At 71.9% G+C, this 17,640-nt stretch carries 17 protein-coding genes; 9 read left to right on the top strand and 8 right to left on the bottom strand.

Annotated features, from left to right (window positions below; all coding sequences use genetic code 11):
• Positions 1 to 3 precede the first annotated feature (3 nt).
• Positions 4 to 453, bottom strand: coding sequence for a helix-turn-helix transcriptional regulator (locus tag BAY60_RS25575; RefSeq protein WP_112283694.1), 450 nt, complete (start codon positions 451 to 453; stop codon positions 4 to 6).
• Positions 454 to 575: 122 nt separating this feature from the next.
• Here BAY60_RS25575 and BAY60_RS37305 point away from each other — a divergent pair, with 122 nt between their 5' ends.
• From BAY60_RS37305 to BAY60_RS25560, 4 genes are all read left to right on the top strand, one after another.
• A complete protein-coding gene (locus BAY60_RS37305; RefSeq protein WP_170160554.1) occupies positions 576 to 986 on the top strand; it encodes a VOC family protein in 411 nt (136 codons plus the stop codon).
• Positions 987 to 1,057: 71 nt separating this feature from the next.
• Positions 1,058 to 3,745, top strand: a complete 2,688-nt coding sequence (locus BAY60_RS25570; RefSeq protein ID WP_170160553.1) for an AAA family ATPase — start codon at positions 1,058 to 1,060, stop codon at positions 3,743 to 3,745.
• 87 nt (positions 3,746 to 3,832) lie between these two features.
• Positions 3,833 to 4,387 carry a dihydrofolate reductase family protein gene (locus tag BAY60_RS25565; RefSeq protein WP_112283690.1) on the top strand — a complete coding sequence of 185 codons (555 nt, stop codon included), beginning with the start codon at positions 3,833 to 3,835 and terminating at the stop codon, positions 4,385 to 4,387.
• Between the two features lie 14 nt (positions 4,388 to 4,401).
• The gene (locus BAY60_RS25560; protein WP_112283688.1) at positions 4,402 to 5,013 is read left to right on the top strand and encodes a dihydrofolate reductase family protein; all 612 of its coding nucleotides are present in this window, start codon (positions 4,402 to 4,404) and stop codon (positions 5,011 to 5,013) included.
• 216 nt (positions 5,014 to 5,229) lie between these two features.
• Here the strand turns inward: BAY60_RS25560 and BAY60_RS25555 are convergent, their stop codons facing one another.
• Complete coding sequence (locus BAY60_RS25555; protein ID WP_211330467.1) at positions 5,230 to 5,652, bottom strand: VOC family protein; 423 nt, start codon at positions 5,650 to 5,652, stop codon at positions 5,230 to 5,232.
• A gap of 244 nt (positions 5,653 to 5,896) precedes the next feature.
• Between BAY60_RS25555 and BAY60_RS25550 the strand changes: the two genes are divergently transcribed.
• Positions 5,897 to 6,631 carry an SDR family NAD(P)-dependent oxidoreductase gene (locus tag BAY60_RS25550; RefSeq protein WP_112284607.1) on the top strand — a complete coding sequence of 245 codons (735 nt, stop codon included), beginning with the start codon at positions 5,897 to 5,899 and terminating at the stop codon, positions 6,629 to 6,631.
• Positions 6,632 to 6,678: 47 nt separating this feature from the next.
• Here the strand turns inward: BAY60_RS25550 and BAY60_RS25545 are convergent, their stop codons facing one another.
• From BAY60_RS25545 to BAY60_RS25535, 3 genes are all read right to left on the bottom strand, one after another.
• Positions 6,679 to 7,275, bottom strand: coding sequence for a TetR/AcrR family transcriptional regulator (locus tag BAY60_RS25545; RefSeq protein WP_112283684.1), 597 nt, complete (start codon positions 7,273 to 7,275; stop codon positions 6,679 to 6,681).
• Positions 7,276 to 7,366: 91 nt separating this feature from the next.
• The gene (locus BAY60_RS25540; protein ID WP_112283682.1) at positions 7,367 to 8,590 is read right to left on the bottom strand and encodes a C40 family peptidase; all 1,224 of its coding nucleotides are present in this window, start codon (positions 8,588 to 8,590) and stop codon (positions 7,367 to 7,369) included.
• Positions 8,591 to 8,636: 46 nt separating this feature from the next.
• On the bottom strand, positions 8,637 to 9,605 hold the full coding sequence (locus BAY60_RS25535; protein ID WP_112283681.1) for a nucleoside hydrolase: 969 nt from the start codon (positions 9,603 to 9,605) through the stop codon (positions 8,637 to 8,639).
• 49 nt (positions 9,606 to 9,654) lie between these two features.
• Here BAY60_RS25535 and BAY60_RS25530 point away from each other — a divergent pair, with 49 nt between their 5' ends.
• Positions 9,655 to 10,410 carry an acyltransferase gene (locus BAY60_RS25530; RefSeq protein WP_112283679.1) on the top strand — a complete coding sequence of 252 codons (756 nt, stop codon included), beginning with the start codon at positions 9,655 to 9,657 and terminating at the stop codon, positions 10,408 to 10,410.
• Between the two features lie 16 nt (positions 10,411 to 10,426).
• Here the strand turns inward: BAY60_RS25530 and BAY60_RS25525 are convergent, their stop codons facing one another.
• Entirely contained in the window at positions 10,427 to 11,854 is a 1,428-nt protein-coding gene (locus BAY60_RS25525) for a short-chain fatty acyl-CoA regulator family protein (RefSeq protein ID WP_112283678.1), read from the bottom strand.
• 217 nt (positions 11,855 to 12,071) lie between these two features.
• On the opposite strand from BAY60_RS25525, the gene aceA reads away from it, so the two are divergent.
• Both aceA and aceB read left to right on the top strand, forming a co-directional pair.
• Positions 12,072 to 13,361: an isocitrate lyase gene (gene aceA / locus BAY60_RS25520; protein WP_112283676.1), complete on the top strand. Its 1,290-nt coding sequence runs from the start codon at positions 12,072 to 12,074 to the stop codon at positions 13,359 to 13,361.
• A 68-nt stretch (positions 13,362 to 13,429) separates the two neighbouring features.
• Entirely contained in the window at positions 13,430 to 15,040 is a 1,611-nt protein-coding gene (aceB, locus tag BAY60_RS25515; protein ID WP_112283674.1) for a malate synthase A, read from the top strand.
• Between the two features lie 55 nt (positions 15,041 to 15,095).
• Here the strand turns inward: aceB and BAY60_RS25510 are convergent, their stop codons facing one another.
• A complete protein-coding gene (locus BAY60_RS25510) occupies positions 15,096 to 15,656 on the bottom strand; it encodes a TetR/AcrR family transcriptional regulator (protein WP_112284606.1) in 561 nt (186 codons plus the stop codon).
• A 97-nt stretch (positions 15,657 to 15,753) separates the two neighbouring features.
• On the opposite strand from BAY60_RS25510, the gene BAY60_RS25505 reads away from it, so the two are divergent.
• Complete coding sequence (locus BAY60_RS25505; protein WP_112283672.1) at positions 15,754 to 16,212, top strand: nuclear transport factor 2 family protein; 459 nt, start codon at positions 15,754 to 15,756, stop codon at positions 16,210 to 16,212.
• A gap of 115 nt (positions 16,213 to 16,327) precedes the next feature.
• On the opposite strand, the gene BAY60_RS25500 is transcribed toward BAY60_RS25505, so the two are convergent.
• Positions 16,328 to 17,581, bottom strand: coding sequence for a glycosyltransferase family 4 protein (locus BAY60_RS25500; RefSeq protein ID WP_112283671.1), 1,254 nt, complete (start codon positions 17,579 to 17,581; stop codon positions 16,328 to 16,330).
• Positions 17,582 to 17,640 lie beyond the last annotated feature (59 nt).

The raw sequence follows: 17,640 nt of genomic DNA, 5'->3' as shown, positions 1-17,640 counted from the left end.
CGGTCACGCTAGCTTCGGCGCGGTGGCCGGTGCTTCTCGATTCCTGATCGGTCTGGTGACCTGCTTCGTCACGCACGGGGGCACGCCGGCCATGTCCCCGGCCGCGTCGCGCTTGTAGGCGCTGGGCGGCACGCCGACCAGCTCGGTGAACCGCGTGCTGAACGTGCCGAGCGAGGCGCAGCCGACCGCGAAGCAGACCTCGGTGACGCTGAGGTCACCCCGGCGCAGCAGTGCCATCGCACGCTCGATGCGCCGGGTCATGAGGTAGGAGTACGGTGACTCTCCGTAGGCGAGCCGGAACTGGCGGCTGAGATGCCCCGCCGACATGTGGGCGTCGCGGGCGAGCCGTTCGACGTCGAGCGGCTGGGCGTACTCGCGATCGATGCGGTCGCGGACGCGGCGCAGCCGGGCGAGGTCGCGCAGGTGCTGTCCCGACGGGTCTCTGCTGCTCACGTCGCGATGGTACGTCCAGCCAACCCGGCCTCGCGCGGGTTTCACCGACGCGGTGGACCGGACCAGCGAATCGTCAGGAATCGAGAAGCGGACCCGCCACACCGCGGCTAGCGTCACCGGCCATGGACATCACGATTCACACCAGCTACCTGCCGCACGACGATCCGGACGCCTCCCTGGCGTTCTGGCGCGACGCCCTCGGCTTCGAGGTCCGCACCGACGTCGGGTCCGGCACGATGCGCTGGATCACCGTCGGCCCGAAGGGCCAGCCCGGCACGTCCATCCTCCTGGCGCCGCCCACCGCCGACCCCGGCATCACCGACGACGAGCGCCGCGTCATCACCGAGATGATGAGCAAGGGCACCTACGGCTGGATCCAGCTGGCCACCGAGAACCTCGACGAGGCGTTCGAGCGGATCCAGGCCGGCGGTGCCGAGGTGGTCCAGGAGCCCACCGAGCAGCCCTACGGTGTCCGCGACTGCGCCTTCCGCGATCCCGCGGGCAACCTGGTCCGCATCCAGCAGCTCCGCTGAGCCTCGGCCTGGGTTCATCGTCGTCCGGCGAGTACACCACCGTCGCGCCGCCACGCGCTAGCGTGCCGACCGTGATAGTCGGACGCCACGCGGAACAGTCGCGGATCCATCGCCTCGTGGCCGATGCGAAGAACGGCCGGAGCCGGTCGCTGGTGCTGCGCGGGGAGGCCGGGATCGGCAAGACGGCGCTGCTCGACCACGCGGAAAGCGTCGCAGGCGGCATGCGTGTGCTACGGGTCGTGGGCATCGAGTCCGAGGCCGAGGTGGCCTACGCGGCACTCCAGCTCATGTTCGTGCGCGACCTCGGCCGGCTGGACGCACTGCCCGGCGCGCAGGCCGAGGCCCTCCGGGCCGTGTTCGGCGCGAGCAGCGTCGCGGTGGAGCGGATGCTGCCGGGCGCGGCGACGCTGTCGTTGCTGTCCGAGCTGGCGGGCGACCGGCCACTGCTGTGCCTGCTCGACGATGCCCAGTGGTTCGACCAGTCGTCGATCGACGCGCTGCTCTTCGCTGTGCGCCGGTTGCACGCCGACCCGGTCGCGGTGCTCTTCGCCGCGCGGGACGGGGAGCGTCCGTTCCCCGCGCCCGGGGTGGAAAGCCTGACGCTTCCGCGGCTTGGTGCCGCCGACTCCGCTCGCCTCGCCGCGGCCACGGCGGCACTGCCGGGCGACGTCACCGACCGCATCCTCGCGGAGTCCGGGGGCAATCCGCTCGCCATCGTCGAGCTCGCTGCCCACGCGGCCGAGACACCCGCCGTGCCGGCACCGGTCGCTCCGCTTCCGGCCACGGGACGGCTCGAGGAGCACTTTCGCGGGCAGGTGCGCGCACTCGCGGAGCCGGCCAGGACGGTCCTGCTGCTGGCGGCGGCCGACCACGGTTCCGCCCTGCCGACCCTCGCCGCGGCCGCCGCGGAGCTCGGGGCCGGGGTGGGCGACTTCGAGCCTGCCGAGCGGAGCAGGCTCGTGCAGGTCAGCGCCGACGGCGTCGCGTTTCGCCACCCCCTGATCAGGGCGGCGGCCTATCAGGAAGCGCCCTTCGCCCGGCGGGTCGCCGCGCACAGGGCCCTGGCCAGGGTGCTGGCCGGCCCGCGCGACGCCGACCGGCGTGCCTGGCATCTCGCCGCCGCCGCGGGCGGCCCGGACGAGGCGGCCGCCGACGGTCTGGAGCAGGTCGCACGGCGGGCGACGGGACGGGGCGCGGCGGCGGCTGCGGCCAGGGCTCTCGACCGGGCGGCGCAGCTGACCGGCCCGCCGTCGCTCCGCGGCAGGCGGCTGATCGCCGCCGCGCGGGCGGCCTACGACGCCGGGCAGCTCGACCGGGCCGCCGAGCTCGCGGCCGCGGGCGCCGAGCTGACCGACGCACTCGGCGAGGTGGCGGAGGCCGGCTGGATCCGTGCGCAGGTGGCCTACGAGCGCACCTCTCCCGCGGAGGCGTCCCGCCTCGCGCTGGAGGCCGCCGCCCCCGTGCTGGCGACCGAGCCGGAGCGCGCCGTCTCGATCCTCGCCGAGGCCACCTGGTGTGCGCGGGACGCGGCGGACCCGGCTCTGCTGCGGCGCTGCGCCGACCGGCTCCGCTCGATCCCGAGGGGTCCCGCCCCGCTGATCGACGGGCTGGCGGGCTTCGCCGACCTGCTGTGCGGTGACATCGCCGGGGCGGTCGGGCCGATGCGCCGCGTGGTCCGTGCCGCCGGGCACGGCGATGGCGGGGCCACCGTGGAACGGCTGAGCGCCGCGTTCATGGGACTGCTGATCGGCGAGGACGAGGCGGCCGCAGCGTTGCTCGATGCCCAGGTCGCGGAGCTGCGCAGCCGTGGGGAGCTGGGCTGGCTGCCGTATGCCCAGGAACCACTGGTGCTCGCGCAGCTGGCGACGGGCAGGATTCGCGACGCGGACGGCAACGTCGCGGAGGCGATGGCCTTGGCCGAGGAGCTGGGCCTGGAGCTCGAGGTGGTCGTCCTGTCCGCCATGGCGGCCTGGCTCGCCGCGGCCCGTGGCGCCAGCGCCGGTGCCGAGCGGCTCGCGATGCGCGTCCTCGGCGACTCGCGGCGGCACGGCATGGCGGGCGCGCAGGCGAACTGGGCCCTCGGGCTGGTGCACCTCATGCGGGGCGACCCGCGGCGCGCGCTCGAGCGGCTCGAGGGCGCGTGCGACGGTCCGCCCGGCCGCGACGTCACGGTGCGCGCGATCCCCGACCAGGTCGAGGCCGCGGTGCGGGTTGGTGACACTGAACGCGCCGTGCGGTTCCTGCCGGCACTCACCGACTGGGCGAGGTGCACCGCAAGCCCGGTGGCCTCCGCCCTTCTGCTGCGAGCGCAGGCACTGCTCGACGACGGCGGGGCGGCGGGCACGCGGTTCGCGGAGGCCCTGGCGGCCGGGCCCTGTGGCCCGTACGACGGCGCGCGGACCCGGCTGGTGTTCGGCGAATGGCTGCGCAGGCACCGTCGCCCCACGGCGGCCAAGGAGCAACTCGTCGAGGCGTACCGGACGTTCGACCGGATCGGCGCCCATGGCTGGCTGCTCCGGGTGCGTGCCGAGCTGGCCGCGCTCGGCGAGCCCGCACCGGACGATGCCGACGCCGCGGGCGCAGGCGGGCTCACCCCGCAGGAGTTGCAGGTGGTGCGCCGTGCGGCCCGGGGACTGAGCAACCGGGAGATCGCCGCCGAGCTGTTCCTCAGCCCGCGCACCGTCGGCCATCACCTCTACAAGGCCTATCCGAAACTGGGCGTCAGGCGGAGGGCCGAGCTGGGGCAGCTCGACCTATGACGGCCTCCCGGGGTCCGCTCGCCCGCGGCCCAGCACCGGTCGTTCGACAGATTCGGCAGGCCCCGACCACTTCCTAGCCTCGGCGGCATGGGAAAGGTCATCGTGCACAACCAGGTCACCGTCAACGGCGCCTTCGAGGCGCCCACACCCGAGGAGTGGCTGGAGCTCGACGCCGACAGCGGCGACGCGGGGCTCGAGCAGCTCATCCTCGCCGACGCACTGCTGCTGGGCCGCAGGACGTACGAGGGGCTGGCGGCCGTCTGGCCGCACCTCGGCGAGGATCCGGCCATGGGCCACTACGCGGAGCGCGTCAACGGCATGCCCAAGTACGTCGCCTCGCGAACGCTCGCCGGGCCGCTGGCGTGGAACGCCAGCCTCATCGAGGGCGAGGTCGTCCAGGCCGTTCCCGCGCTCAAGGACAAGCACACGGGCAACCTGATCGTCTCCGGATGCGGGGAGCTGGCGCACACGCTGGCCCAGGAAGGCCTCGTCGACGAGTTCTGGTTCTGGGTCAACCCGCACCTGTGGCCCGCCGGGCCGCGCATCTTCGACGGCGTCGGCCCCGTCCGCCTCCAGCTGGTCGCGGCCACGCCCTACCGATCCGGAGTCGTGTGGCTGCGCTACCGGCCGGCCGGGGCCTGAGGGGAGCACCGATCATGGCAAAGACGATCATGTACGCCGTCGCGTCGGCCGACGGCTACGTCGCGAGGACCGATGGCGAGATCGGCCCCCTCTTCGACTGGTACGGCAGCGGCGACGTGGCCTGGGAGTGGAACGGGGCGCAGATGCGCACCGCCAAGGCGTCCCAGGACTTCATCGAGGCCGCCTATCCCACCGACATCGGCGCCCTGGTGGTCGGGCGGTTCGTGTTCGACCAGACCAACGGGTGGGGTGGCCAGGCCGTCGCCGGTGACCACGTCTTCGTGGTCACCCACGAGGCGCCCACGAACTGGGAGTTCGCCGGCACCGCCCCGTTCACCTTCGTGACCGACGGTGTCGAGTCCGCCGTCGCCCAGGCACGCGAGGTCGCCGGGGACCGCATCGTGGACGTCGCGGCCGGGGACGTCGGGGGACAGGCGCTGCGCCTCGGCCTGATCGACCACGTCGTGATGAACGTCGTGCCCGTGGTGTTCGGCGAAGGCCGCCCGTTCTTCGGCCGCGCGGCCGGGGCGGTCGCGCTCGCCGGCCCCGCGCTCGTGGCACACGGCCACGGGGTGACCCACCTGCTGTACGACGTGCCACGCTCCGGCGGGCGCCTCGGCCATTGAGGTTCCTCGCGGCGTGCCTCGAACCTCAGGTGCAGCACGCGGGCGCCCTGCACGACCGGCCGTCGCCGAACACGGCGGGTGGCACCGAGGGGTCGCAGTCCCACAGGCGGCGGGTTGCCCAGGTTGATGGACAGGTGTGCCGACGACATCGGCGGGACCTTCACGAGGGTCCGGAACTCCAGGGACGATCGCCCGGGGCCCTCGCCGGGCGGTGCGTCATCGGGTCGGCTCGGCCAGCGCGACGATGATGCCCGCGGGGCCGCGGAGGTAGCAGAGCCGGTAGCTGTTCTCGTACTGCACCAGCTCGCCGAGGAGCTCGGCTCCGTGCGGCCGCAGCCGGTCGAGGACGTCGTCGATGCCGTCGACGGTGAACATGATGCGATGTGCGCCCAGCGTGTTCGCCGGAGCGCGCGGATCGCCGTCACGGCTCGGCGGCGTGTGGTACTCGGTCAGCTCGAGCCGTCCGTGGCCGTCCGGGGCGCGCATCATCGCGATGTCCGTGCGGACCCCCTCGAGCCCGAGGAGGCGATCCACCGCACTGCCCTCGAGTGTCGCCTCGCCTTCCAGTTCCAGTCCGAGTTCGGCGAAGAACGCCTTGGCGGCCGCGAGGTCGTCCACGACGATGGCGATGTTGTCCATCCGCTGGAGCGTCCCGCGCCCAGGGTCTCGCTTGCCGGTGTCGCCCATGGTCATCCTTTCCGGGTCGGTCGGCCGCGGGGTCCGGCGGCGGGTGTCAGTCTCCCGTGCGCCAACTCCCGCGTCCAATGACAATGTCTGGTCCAACTCATGCGCGCGCTTGATGCATGCCGACGTTATTGACTGTCCAGTCAAGATCCGGCAGAGTTATGGACGTTCCGGTCAATAACTTAGGGAGGTGGACGGTGTGGCCGTCCTGACAGGCAAGGTCGCGGTGGTCACCGGCGGCAGCAGCGGCATCGGGCTCGCGATCGCACGGGCGTTCCGTGACGAGGGCGCGACGGTGTTCATCACCGGCCGTCGCAAGGAAACGCTCGACTCGGCGATCGCCGAGCTCGGCGAGAACGTGACCGCCGTGGTGTGCGACTCCGCCGTGCCCGCCGAGCTCGACGCCCTCTACGAGACGGTCCGCGAGCAGGCAGGGCACGTCGACGTCGTGGTCGCCAACGCCGGTATCGGCATCGAGGCCGCCCTCGGCGGGGTCACCGAGGAGCAGGTCGACGCCCTGTTCGCCACGAACGTCAAGGGACCCATCTTCACTGTCCAAAAGGCATTGCCGCTGCTCCGCTCGGGGGCCTCCATCATCGTGATCGGCTCGAGCGCCGCGACCCGCCCTCCCTACGGTCTGGAGGTCTACGCCGCGACGAAGGCCGCCGTGCGTAACCTGGTGCGCGGCTGGGCCCACAGCTCGCGCCGGTACGGCTTCCGGGTCAACGTGCTCTCGCCGGGCATGGTCCCCACTCCGGGCCTGCTCGAGCTCGTCCCCGAGGAAGTCCGGGAACAGGCGAGGCACACCATCCCGCTGGGCAGGCACGGCACGCCTGAGGAGATCGCGGCGGCCGCCACCTTCCTGGCCTCCGATGCCTCAAGCTACGTCAACGGCTCCGAACTCGCTGCCGACGGCGGCGCCGCGCAGGTCTGATGCCCGCCGCCCGCCCTGAGAGCGGCTGGTTGTCCGTCGAGGGAGCGTCAGCGTTCCTGCGAGGGCAGCAGTCGCCCCAGGGCGGCCTCCGCCACTGAGGCGAGGGCGTCGACGCCCATCCCCGTCCGGCCAAGCGCGACGATGCCAAGCTGGGCGGCAAGAACCGCGCGGGCGATCTGGCGGGCGTCCGCACCGGGATCCACGTCGCCCTCGCGCTGGGCTCGTTCGATCGCCTCCGTCAGGACCGTGGCGGTCGCGTCGTAGCTGCGCCGGGCCTCGGCCGCGACATCGGGCATACTCAATGCCAGCTCGGCCGTGCTGTTGGCCAGCAGGCATCCGCGCCGGGCGGAAGCTCCGGTGGAGTCGGAGCTCGGACCGCGGACGAACTCGCGCACGAGGTCGATACCCCGCGGCACGGACGCGAGCCGCTCGCGGAGCATCCGGTCGTTGGCGTCGTTGTATTCGCGCAGCACCCGCATGAACACGTCGTGCTTGCTGCCGAACGCTCCGTACAGGCTGCCCTTGCCCAGCCCGCTGACGCGCAGGAGATCGTCCACCGACGTCGCCGCGTAGCCCTTGTCCCAGAACTCCTGGCGGATCGCCTCGACGACACTGTCCTCGTCGAACTCCCGGGGTCGTGGCACGTCCCGAGGATACGGGTTCTTGACCGGCCAGGCCAGAACTCGCCGGCGCTTGCACCGGCAGCCGAGTCGGTCGAGGCCACCACGGCGGCCGTCAGTCGGCGGGGCGGCCCGCCCCCGCGTAGTCGTCACCGGGCGTGCGGTAGTTGTGCACCTGCACGGCCTGGCCGAACGTCGGCGCGTCGATCATCTGCTGGTTTCCGATGTAGATGCCGACGTGGTGGATCTTCGTCGCGGGGTCGCCGTAGAAGATCAGGTCGCCGAGGCGCGGCTGCTCGTCGCCCTGCAGCAGCGGGACGCTGTTGTACTGCCAGTGCGCGGTGCGCAGCAGCGTGATCCCGGCCCTGGCGTAGGCGGCGGTGGTCAGGCCCGAGCAGTCGAAGCCCGCGTCGCCCTGCTCGGTGCCGTTGCCGCCCCACACGTAGGGCAGGCCGATCTTCTCGATGGCGAAGGTCACGGCGGTCAGCGCGGCCCGGTTCGGGGCGGTGCCGGACATGCCGACCGTGCCGTAGACGTTGGCCGTGGCCAGCACGCGGTGCAGAAAGAGCGGCGCGTCGTGCACCGCCGAGACCCCCGCCAGCCAGTCGTCGCCGTCGGCGAGGTCGCGGCCGTCCGCGCACAGCGCCCGGCCCGCGGCGAGGGCCGCGTCGTCGAGGTCCTGCACGTTCGGCGCGCCGCCGGAGGCACTGGCGGCCCAGCGCCGCCACAGTGCCGGGGAGAGCTGCATCGGCCCCGCCGCGCCCGGCAGGGAGATGACCTCGCCCGCGAAGTCCCGCAGCTCGATGGTGCCGATCGGGCGGGCGGGCACGCCCGCGGCCGTGATCCGGCCGCCCGCCCGGCCGTGGTCGCTCGCGATCCGGCCGATCCCGGCGAGCGTGACCCACGAGAGATGGCAGTCCGGTTGCTGCTCGCCGAGCTTCACGGTGGCCGCCGCGTAGGCGTGCATGGCGCGCCGCGGGATGTCGAGCCAGCCGGCCACGTCGTCGACCCACGCCGCGAAGCGCGGCCCGCGCTCCTGCGGCGCCTGGCTCTGCGCCGGCGCCGCGGGCGGGGTCGTCGTCGGAGCAGGGGGAGCGGACCCGGGGGCCGGCGTGGACGTCGTGGCCTGCGGCGAGCCCAGGGCGGCGGCGCCGATCCGCTCCTCGCCCGGCGACAGCCGCAGCACCACGAGCGTGCCGGCGGCGACGAGCGCCACGACCAGCGTCACCAGCAGCGTGCGCCTGCGCGTGGGCGCCCGCTCCGGTGTCCGCCCGCCCTCCTCGGCGTCACCGGTGCCCTCGCCGTCCTCGGCGGCGGGCGGCTCGTCCCCCAACGTCATGGCCACAGGATAGGCAGCGCGCGTGTGCCCCCGGTGAGCAAGGCCCTCACGCGGGGCGCCCGGAGAGGCGGTCCAGCAGGAACGTGCGCAGGCCGTCGAGGTCGGTGTCGGTCGCCACGCCCACGAGCGGCCCCGGCGTGCCGCCGTCGGTGTCGGCCCTCGCGGCGGGCAGGCGCAGGTCGGCGTGCGTGGCGCCCCGGCCGGGCCCGAGCGAGGTCTCCACCTGCACGGGAACCTGCTCCAGCCGCAGGATGCCCGGCCGGATCGCCTCGGCCACGGCCACCGCGTCGTGCACGGCCATGCCGTCCCAGCCGAGCGCGTGCCGATAGTGCGCGCGGTAGTCCGGGGTGAGCGCGTCGAGCGCGGCGCCGACCGGGCCGGACGCGGCCAGCGCCGCCAGCCACGCGCCGTCCACCGCGCACCGGTAGGTCAGGTCCATCGGCACCAGCACGCACGGTGCCTCGCCGCCGGCCAGCACCCGCTGCGCGGCCTCCGGATCGCTCCAGATGTTGAACTCCGCCGCGGCGGTGGTGTTGCCGTGCCGCAGTGCCCCGCCCATGATCACGATCCGTTCGATCTTCTCGGCGATCCCGGGGCGGGCGGCCAGCAGCGCCGCGATGTTGGTCAGCGGACCGATCGGCGCGATGGTCACCGGCTCGTCGGCGGCCTCCAGCAGCGAGCCGAGCAGCGTCACCGCGTCCGAGCTCTCCAGCTGCCTGCCCGGCTCCGGCAGCGCGGCCGACCGGCCGGACAGCCCGTCGGCGCCGTGCACGTCCTTGGCCTCGTGGGCCTGCGGGTGCACCAGCGGCCGGGCGGCTCCCGCGGCCACCGGCACGTCGTCGCGCTTGCACAGTGCCAGCACCCGGCGGGCGTTGCGGGTGGTCGCGGCCAGCGGCACGTTGCCGAAGACGGTGGTGACGCCCAGCAGGTCGACGTCCTCGCTGAGCGCGGCGAGCGCGATGGCGAACGCGTCGTCCACGCCCGGGTCGGTGTCGATGATCAGTTTCACGGGCACGCGTCACTCCCTCGCTCGGACCGGACGCCTCACAGGTTACGGTCTGCCCATGACGTCGATGTGGGGTTCGCCGGTGCTGTCCAGGGCGCGGGCCTGGCTGGGGGTCCGCCGCGACCCGGACCAGGCCCGGTTGTTCACCCGCGACTCGCTGCGCTGGATCGTGCGCCATCGCGCCTTCACGCCCTGGTACCTGGTGCGCTACTGGCGGCTGCTGAAGTTCCGGCTGGCCAACCCGCACGTCATCCTCCGCGGCATGGTCTTTCTCGGCAGGAACGTCGAGATCCACTGCAGGCCCGGCTACGGCAGGCTGGAGATCGGCCGGTGGGTGCACATCGGCGACGGCAACGCCATCCGCTGCCACGAGGGCTCCCTGCGCATCGGCGACAAGACGGTGTTCGGCAGGCAGAACGTGGTCAACGGCTACCTCGACATCGAAATCGGCTCGGCCACGCTCGTCGCCGACTGGGTCTACATCTGCGACTTCGACCACGTCACCGCCGACATCAACCTGCCGATCAAGGACCAGGGCATCGTCAAGTCGCCGGTGCGGATCGGCCCGGACACCTGGATCGGCACCAAGGTGTCGGTGCTCAAGGGCACCCGGGTCGGCCGGGGCTGCGTGCTCGGGGCCCACGCCGTGGTGCGCGGCGACATCCCCGACTACGCGATCGCGGTCGGCTCACCCGCCCGGGTGGTGCGCGACCGCAAGGCCGACTACGAGGCCGACGCCGAGCGCCGCGCGGCCGTCCGCGACATGGCCCGCAAGGCCGACGAGGCGTTGCAGAAGACCCTCGAACAGGGCTGAGGCCCGGCGACGGTGCTCACTCGGGTTTCGGCACCGCGGGGTACGGCACGAACGTGCTGGTGTTCTCGTCCACGGTGAGCCGCTTGCCGATGGTGGGAAACGCCCGCTGCGGGCACGCCTGGCGCTCGCAGACCTTGCAGCCCATGCCGATCGGGGTCGAGGCGGCGGTGTCGTCGAGGTCGAGGCCCTGCGAGTACACCAGCCTGCGGGCGTGCCGCAGCTCGCAGCCGAGCCCCACCGAGAACATCTTGCCCGGGCTGCCGTAGCCGCCGATGTTGCGCGAGATCGTGCGCGCGATCCAGAAGTAGCTCTTGCCGTCGGGCAGCGACGCCACCTGCGTGACGATCTTGCCGGGCGAGGTGAAGGCCTCGTAGATCACCCACAGCGGGCACGCGCCGCCGACGCGGGAGAAGTGGAAGCCCGCCGCGGACTGCCGCTTGGACATGTTGCCCGCGCGGTCGACGCGCACGAACGAGAACGGGATGCCGCGCAGCTTCGGCCGCTGCAGGGTGGACAGCCGGTGGCAGACGGTCTCGAATCCGACGCCGAAGTAGTCGCAGAGCAGCTCGATGTCGTAGCGGAAGCGCTCGGCGCAGCCGTGGAAGAGACGGTAGGGCAGGATCAGCGCGCCCGCGAAGTAGTTGGCCAGCCCCACGCGGGCCAGTGACCGGGCCGGCTGGCCGGAGAACGCCCACGAGTCGGCCAGCTCGGTGATGAGGTCGTCGTACTCGAGCAGCGCGATCTGCGAGGCCATGCGAAACGCCTGCTGCCCGATGCGCAGGCTCGGCGCCATCCGCAGCACCTTGCCCTCGGGCTCGTAGCGGTGCTGCTCACCCTCGGCCTCGTTGATGCCCTCGGTGGTGACGGTGACGCCGTAGCGGGTGGCGAGCGCCTCGCGCAGGCCGTTGCGCACCTCGCCGCGGCGCAGCAGCAGGTCGGCGTACATCTTCTCGGCGCGCTCGTCGAGCTCGGCGACGTAGTTCTCGCGCTCGTAGAAGAAGTCGCGCACCTCCTCGTGGGGCAGTGGTGCGGCGGCGCTGCCGTGCACGCCCCTGCCGTCCTCGGTGACCAGCGCGGCGGTGTTCTCCACGGCGTTGCGGTAGCGGCGGTGCAGCGCCACCAGCGCCTCGGCCACGGTCGGCAGGTTCTTGGCAAGGTCGTTGATCTCGCCGGGGGAGACCTCGGCGGCGATGGCCTCGTCCAGCAGGGCCTCGCGGACGTCCGCGACGAGGCGGGACGTGTCGTTGTCGGCGAAGAACTCCGCGTCCACGCCGAACGCCTCGGTGATGCGCAGCAGCACTGGAACGGTCAAGGGGCGGGCGTTGTGCTCGATCTGGTTGAGGTAGCTCGGGGAGATGTCCAGCAGCCTCGCCAGGTCGGCCTGGCTCATCGAACGGCTCTCCCGCAGGTGCCGCAGCCGCGCTCCGGCGAAGGTTTTCTCCACGCTGACCCGCCTCCTGGCGAAGATCTTCCTGTTCCGTACCGATCAAGTCGGCGCATCGGGCTCGTTGTGCCAAGTCGCGCTTCGCAAGCTTTGCAACTTCTGAGGAAAACTTAGCACAAATTGGCAAATTGGACCTCTGGCACCGTTTTCGCAGTACATGTCATGGTCAGAGCAAGCAGGCGAGTTATCGCAAAGTTCGCAACATTGGAGAGACCCGATGAGTGTGTCCCCCGAGAAGCGGTTCGAGCAGCAAGTGGCCGAGCTGGCCAAGGAGTGGGAGACGAACCCGCGCTGGAAGGGCGTGGAGCGCTCGTACTCGGCCGCCGACGTGGTCAAACTGCGCGGCAGCGTCGTCGAGGAGCACACCCTGGCCCGGCGTGGCGCCGAGAAGCTGTGGAACCTCCTGCACACCGAGGACTACGTGCACTCCCTGGGCGCGCTGACCGGTAACCAGGCCGTCCAGCAGGTCCGTGCGGGTCTCAAGGCCATCTACCTGTCCGGCTGGCAGGTCGCCGCCGACGCGAACCTGGCCGGGCAGACATACCCGGACCAGAGCCTGTACCCGGCGAACTCGGTGCCCGCCGTCGTCCGCCGCATCAACAACGCGCTGGGCCGCGCCGACCAGATCAACTGGGCCGAGGGCAACACCGACATCGACTGGTTCGCGCCGATCGTGGCCGACGCCGAGGCGGGCTTCGGTGGCCCGCTCAACGCGTTCGAGCTGATGAAGGGCATGATCGCCGCCGGTGCCGCCGGCGTCCACTGGGAGGACCAGCTGGCGTCGGAGAAGAAGTGCGGCCACCTCGGCGGCAAGGTGCTCATCCCGACCAAGCAGCACGAGCGGACCCTCAACGCCGCCCGGCTCGCCGCCGACGTCCTCAACGTCCCGTCGCTCGTCGTGGCGCGCACCGACGCCCAGGCCGCGACGCTGATCACCAGCGACGCCGACGAGCGCGACCAGAAGTACCTCACCGGCGAGCGCACGTCCGAGGGCTTCTACAAGGTCCGCAACGGCATCGAGCCCTGCATCGACCGCGGCCTCGCCTACGCCAAGTACGCCGACCTGCTGTGGATGGAGACCTCCGAGCCCGACCTGGAGGTCGCCCGCGAGTTCGCCGAGGCGATCAAGGCCGAGTACCCGGACCAGATGCTGGCCTACAACTGCTCGCCGTCGTTCAACTGGAAGAAGCACCTGGACGACGCGACGATCGCCAAGTTCCAGCGCGAGCTGGGCCACATGGGCTACAAGTTCCAGTTCATCACGCTGGCCGGCTTCCACGCGCTGAACTACTCGATGTTCGACCTGGCCCACGGCTACGCCCGCGAGGGCATGACCGCCTACGTGGACCTGCAGGAGCGCGAGTTCGGCGCCGAGGACCGCGGCTACACCGCCACCAAGCACCAGCGCGAGGTGGGTACCGGCTGGTTCGACCTGGTCAGCACCGCGCTGAACCCGGAGAGCTCCACCACCGCGCTCACCGGCTCCACCGAGGAAGCGCAGTTCTGACGCGACGCCTGGTGGGTGCCCCGCGGAGGGTTTTCGCGGGGCACCCCGCCCCCGCAGAAGGAGACGACATGACTGGCACGCTCAAGTACCGGCTGGACGTCGCCGGCGCCGCCGGTGAGCGCTTCGACGAGATCCTCACGCCCGCGGCGCTGGAGTTCGTGGCCAAACTGGACAACGCGTTCGCGGGCCGTCGCAGGGAACTGCTGGACGAGCGGCGGCGCAGGCGCGAGCGGCTGGCCTCCGGCGAGGAGAAGCTCCGCTTCCTGCCCGAGACGCGCCACATCCGTGCCGACGAGTCCTGGCACGTGGCGCCGGCCGCCCCCGGTCTCGAGGACCGGCGCGTGGAGATCACCGGGCCAACCGACCGCAAGATGACGGTCAACGCGCTGAACTCGGGGGCCAGGGTGTGGCTCGCGGACTTCGAGGACGCCACGTCGCCGACGTGGGCCAACGTCATCGGCGGACAGCTCAACCTCTACGACGCGATCCGGCGCGACATCGACTTCACCGACGCCAAGGGCAAGCGCTACACCGTGGGCGACGACCCCGCGACGATCGTGGCGCGGCCCCGCGGCTGGCACCTGGTGGAGAAGCACATCCGGATCGACGGGCGTCCCGTCTCGGCCAGTCTTGTCGACTTCGGACTGTTCTTCTTCCACAACGCGCGACGACTCGTCGCGCGGGGCAGCGGCCCGTACTTCTACCTGCCGAAGCTGGAAAGCCACCACGAGGCGCGGCTGTGGAACGACGTGTTCCTGTTCGCGCAGCGGGAGCTCGGCCTTCCGCGCGGCACCATCAGGGCGACCGTGCTGATCGAGACGATCACCGCGGCGTTCGAGATGGACGAGATCCTCTACGAGCTGCGCGAGCACGCTGCGGGGCTCAACGCGGGCCGCTGGGACTACATCTTCAGCCTCATCAAGACCTTCGGTGAGGCGGGTGCCGACTACGTGCTGCCGGACCGGGCGCAGGTGACGATGACGGTGCCGTTCATGCGCGCCTACACCGAGCTGCTGGTGCGTACCTGCCACAAGCGGGGCGCGCACGCGATCGGCGGCATGGCGGCGTTCATCCCGAGCCGCGACCCGGAGGTCAACGCGACGGCGCTGGAGAAGGTCCGCCAGGACAAGGAGCGCGAGGCGGCCGACGGTTTCGACGGCTCCTGGGTCGCGCACCCCGCGCTCGTGCCGGTGTGCCGCGAGGTGTTCGACGGCGTCCTCGGCGGCTGGCCGAACCAGCTCGGCAGGCTCCGTGAGGACGTCGACATCGAGGCCGAGGACCTGCTCAACCTCGCCAGCGCGGGCGGCGAGGTCACCGAGCAGGGCGTGCGCAACAACATCAACGTCGCGCTGCGCTACGTCGACGCGTGGCTGCGCGGCACCGGAGCGGCGGCCATCTTCAACCTGATGGAGGACGCCGCCACCGCGGAGATCGCCCGCTGCCAGGTGTGGCAGTGGATCCGCAACGGCACCAAGCTCGACGACGGCACGCTCGTCACCCGCGAGCTGGTGACCGAATGGCTCGACGAGGAACTGGCCTCGGTCCGTGCCGACCTCGGCGATGGCAACCGGCTGGCCGACGCTCGGGAGATCTTCGTCGAGACGGCGCTCGGCGAGAAGCTGCCCAGCTTCCTCACCACGGGTGCCTACGCGCGCTATCTGACCGGCACGGGTTGGTAGCGGGGCGGAAACAGGGCGCCGCCGGCTGTGCCCGCACGCACCCGGCGGCGCCCTTTCACGCGTGCGCGAGCAGGGTCGCGGCGGCCGCGCGGGCCGTGTGCGCCGCGCCGGGATCGCCCGACATCGCCGCGATCACCGTCGCGCCCTCCACGAGGGTGAACAGCTGCCCGGTCAGTGCGTCCGGATCCGCGACGTCCAGTGCAGTGACCAGGTCGCGCAGGTAGGCGCGCAGCTGCTCCTTGTGCGCGCGGGCCACGGCGGCCACGCCCGGCGACGTGCTGCCCAGCTCGCCGAAGGAGTTGATGAACGCACAGCCGCGAAAGCCCGGCTCGGCGAACCACTCCGCCAGCCAGTCGAACACGGCGAGCGGGGCGTCGGCGGGGGTGGTGGCGTGCGTGCGGACGTGGTCGGCCAGCGAGCGCAGCCACCGTTCGTCCCGGCGCAGCAGGTAGGCCTCGACCAGCTGCTCCTTGGCGGGAAAGCACTGGTAGAGGCGCTTGAGTGAGACACCGGAGCGCGCGCGGATGGCGTCCATGCCCACCGCCTGGATGCCGCGCTCGTAGAACTCCGCCTCGGCGGCGTCCAGCAGCCGCGTCGTCGCCTCTGCCTTGTCCACGGTCACGTCACCCCTAGCGTCGAGAACGATCGTTCTCTATCATAGCGCACGGGAGAACGCTCGTTCTCCGCTGGTTTCCGGTTCGAGAGGAGCGCTCATGGCGCCGCGACCCCCGTTTCCCCCGTTCGACGAGACCACGGCCGCGCAGAAGGTCCAGGCGGCCGAGGACGCCTGGAACACGCGCGATCCGGAACGGGTGGCGCTCGCCTACACCGAGGACTCGGTGTGGCGTAACCGCGACCGCCACGTCGTTGGGCGCGAGCAGATCGTGGAGTTCCTGCGCCAGAAGTGGGAGCGCGAGCTGGACTACGCGCTGCGCAAGGAGCTGTGGGGGTTCCGGGGCAACCGCATCGCCGTGCGCTTCCAGTACGAATGCCACGACAGCAGCGGCCAGTGGTGGCGCAGCTACGGCAACGAGCTGTGGGAGTTCAGCGACGACGGCCTCATGCGCCGCCGCGAGGCGAGCATCAATGACGTGCCGATCACCGAGGCCGACCGCCGGATCTTCGGCCCCCGCCCGGAAGCCGAACGAGGAACCCTTCTCCCGATCTTTTAGCCGTGCCGCCGACACAAAGCTCCCCAATGCGGCATTCGCTCCACTGGATGGAGCGAATGCCGCATTGGCTCCACTGGATGGAACAAATGTGGCATTGGGGAGCTTGCGGCGAGGGTTACGGTTCGAAGGCGTTGCCCGTGGCGATCTTGGGGCGGCCGAGGGTCTGCGGCTCCCCGATGCGGGTGCGGCGGTACACGGCGGCCGTGGCGGCGGCGATGCGGGCCCAGTCGAAGTCGGCGGCCAGCCGCGACTGGGCGGCCAATGCGCGCTCGCCCGCCGCGTCGGCGTCGGCGAGCACGGTGTCCACGGCGTCCGCGATGGCGGTGACGTCGCCCGGCGTGAACGCCAGCCCGGTCTCGCCGTCCACGACGACCTCGCCGAGCCCACCCGCCGTCGAGGCCACCAGCGGCCTGCGGGCCGCCGCCGCCTCCAGCGCCACGATCCCGAACGGCTCGTAGCGGCTGGGCAGCACCACGGCGTCGGCCGCGGCCAGCACGGCGCGCAGTTCCCGGTCGGTGAGGTGGCCGACGAAGTCGACCGCCTGCGTCACCTCCAGCCGGTGCGCCTGCTCGACCAGCTCGTCCAGGTGCCTGCCCTTGCCCGCCACGACGAGCCGCGTGCCCGGGTGCCTGGTGCGGATCGCGGGCAGTGCGTCCAGCAGGTCCTGCACCCCCTTCTCCCACTCCAGCCTGCCGAAGTACAGCAGCAGCGGGGCGTCGGCCGGGCTGTGCGTGCGCCGGGCGCGGGCGATCTCCTCGGCCGGGACCCGCCAGGTGCGTTCCTCGATGCCGTTGTGGATCACCGTGATGCCCTCGGCGGGCACCTCGAACAGGTGCGCCACCTCCCGGCGCATGGCCTGCGAGCAGGTGATGAGCGCGTCGGCGCGGTTGGCAAGCCACCACTCCACCGAGTGGACCTGCTGGTTGAGCGGATGGGACAGCCAGCCGGAATGCCTGCCGGCCTCCGTGGCGTGGATGGTGCCCACCAGCGGTACCCGCGCCGCGTCGGCGAGCGCGATCGCCGGGTGCGTCACCAGCCAGTCGTGCGCGTGCACCACCTCGGGCCGCCACGTGCGCAGCAGTTCCGTTCCCGCCCTGACCATGGCGTGGCCCATCGCGAGCGTCCACGCCACCAGGTCCCGCTCGAACGTGACGTGCATCGGGTCCTCGGCGACGCGGATGATCCGCACCCCCTCGACCAGGCGATCCGTGGTCGGGTGAGTCTCGGCGTCGGTGCCGGCGGCGTGCCTGCACAGCACCACCACCTCGTGGCCGTCCTTGACCAGGTGCCGGGCCAGCGCGTGGACGTGCCGGGCGAGGCCCCCGACGACCACCGGCGGGTACTCCCACGACAGCATCAGCACGCGCATGACTGGAGGTTACTCACCAGTCGCCTCGTTCGCCGCGACGCATCCGGTGTTCGTCTGCC

This window comes from Prauserella muralis, from assembly GCF_003202285.1.
GTDB classification, from domain to species: Bacteria; Actinomycetota; Actinomycetes; order Mycobacteriales; family Pseudonocardiaceae; genus Prauserella_B; species Prauserella_B muralis.
Note: the sequence above shows the minus strand (reverse complement) of the source record. Positions and strands in the feature narration are given on the sequence as shown.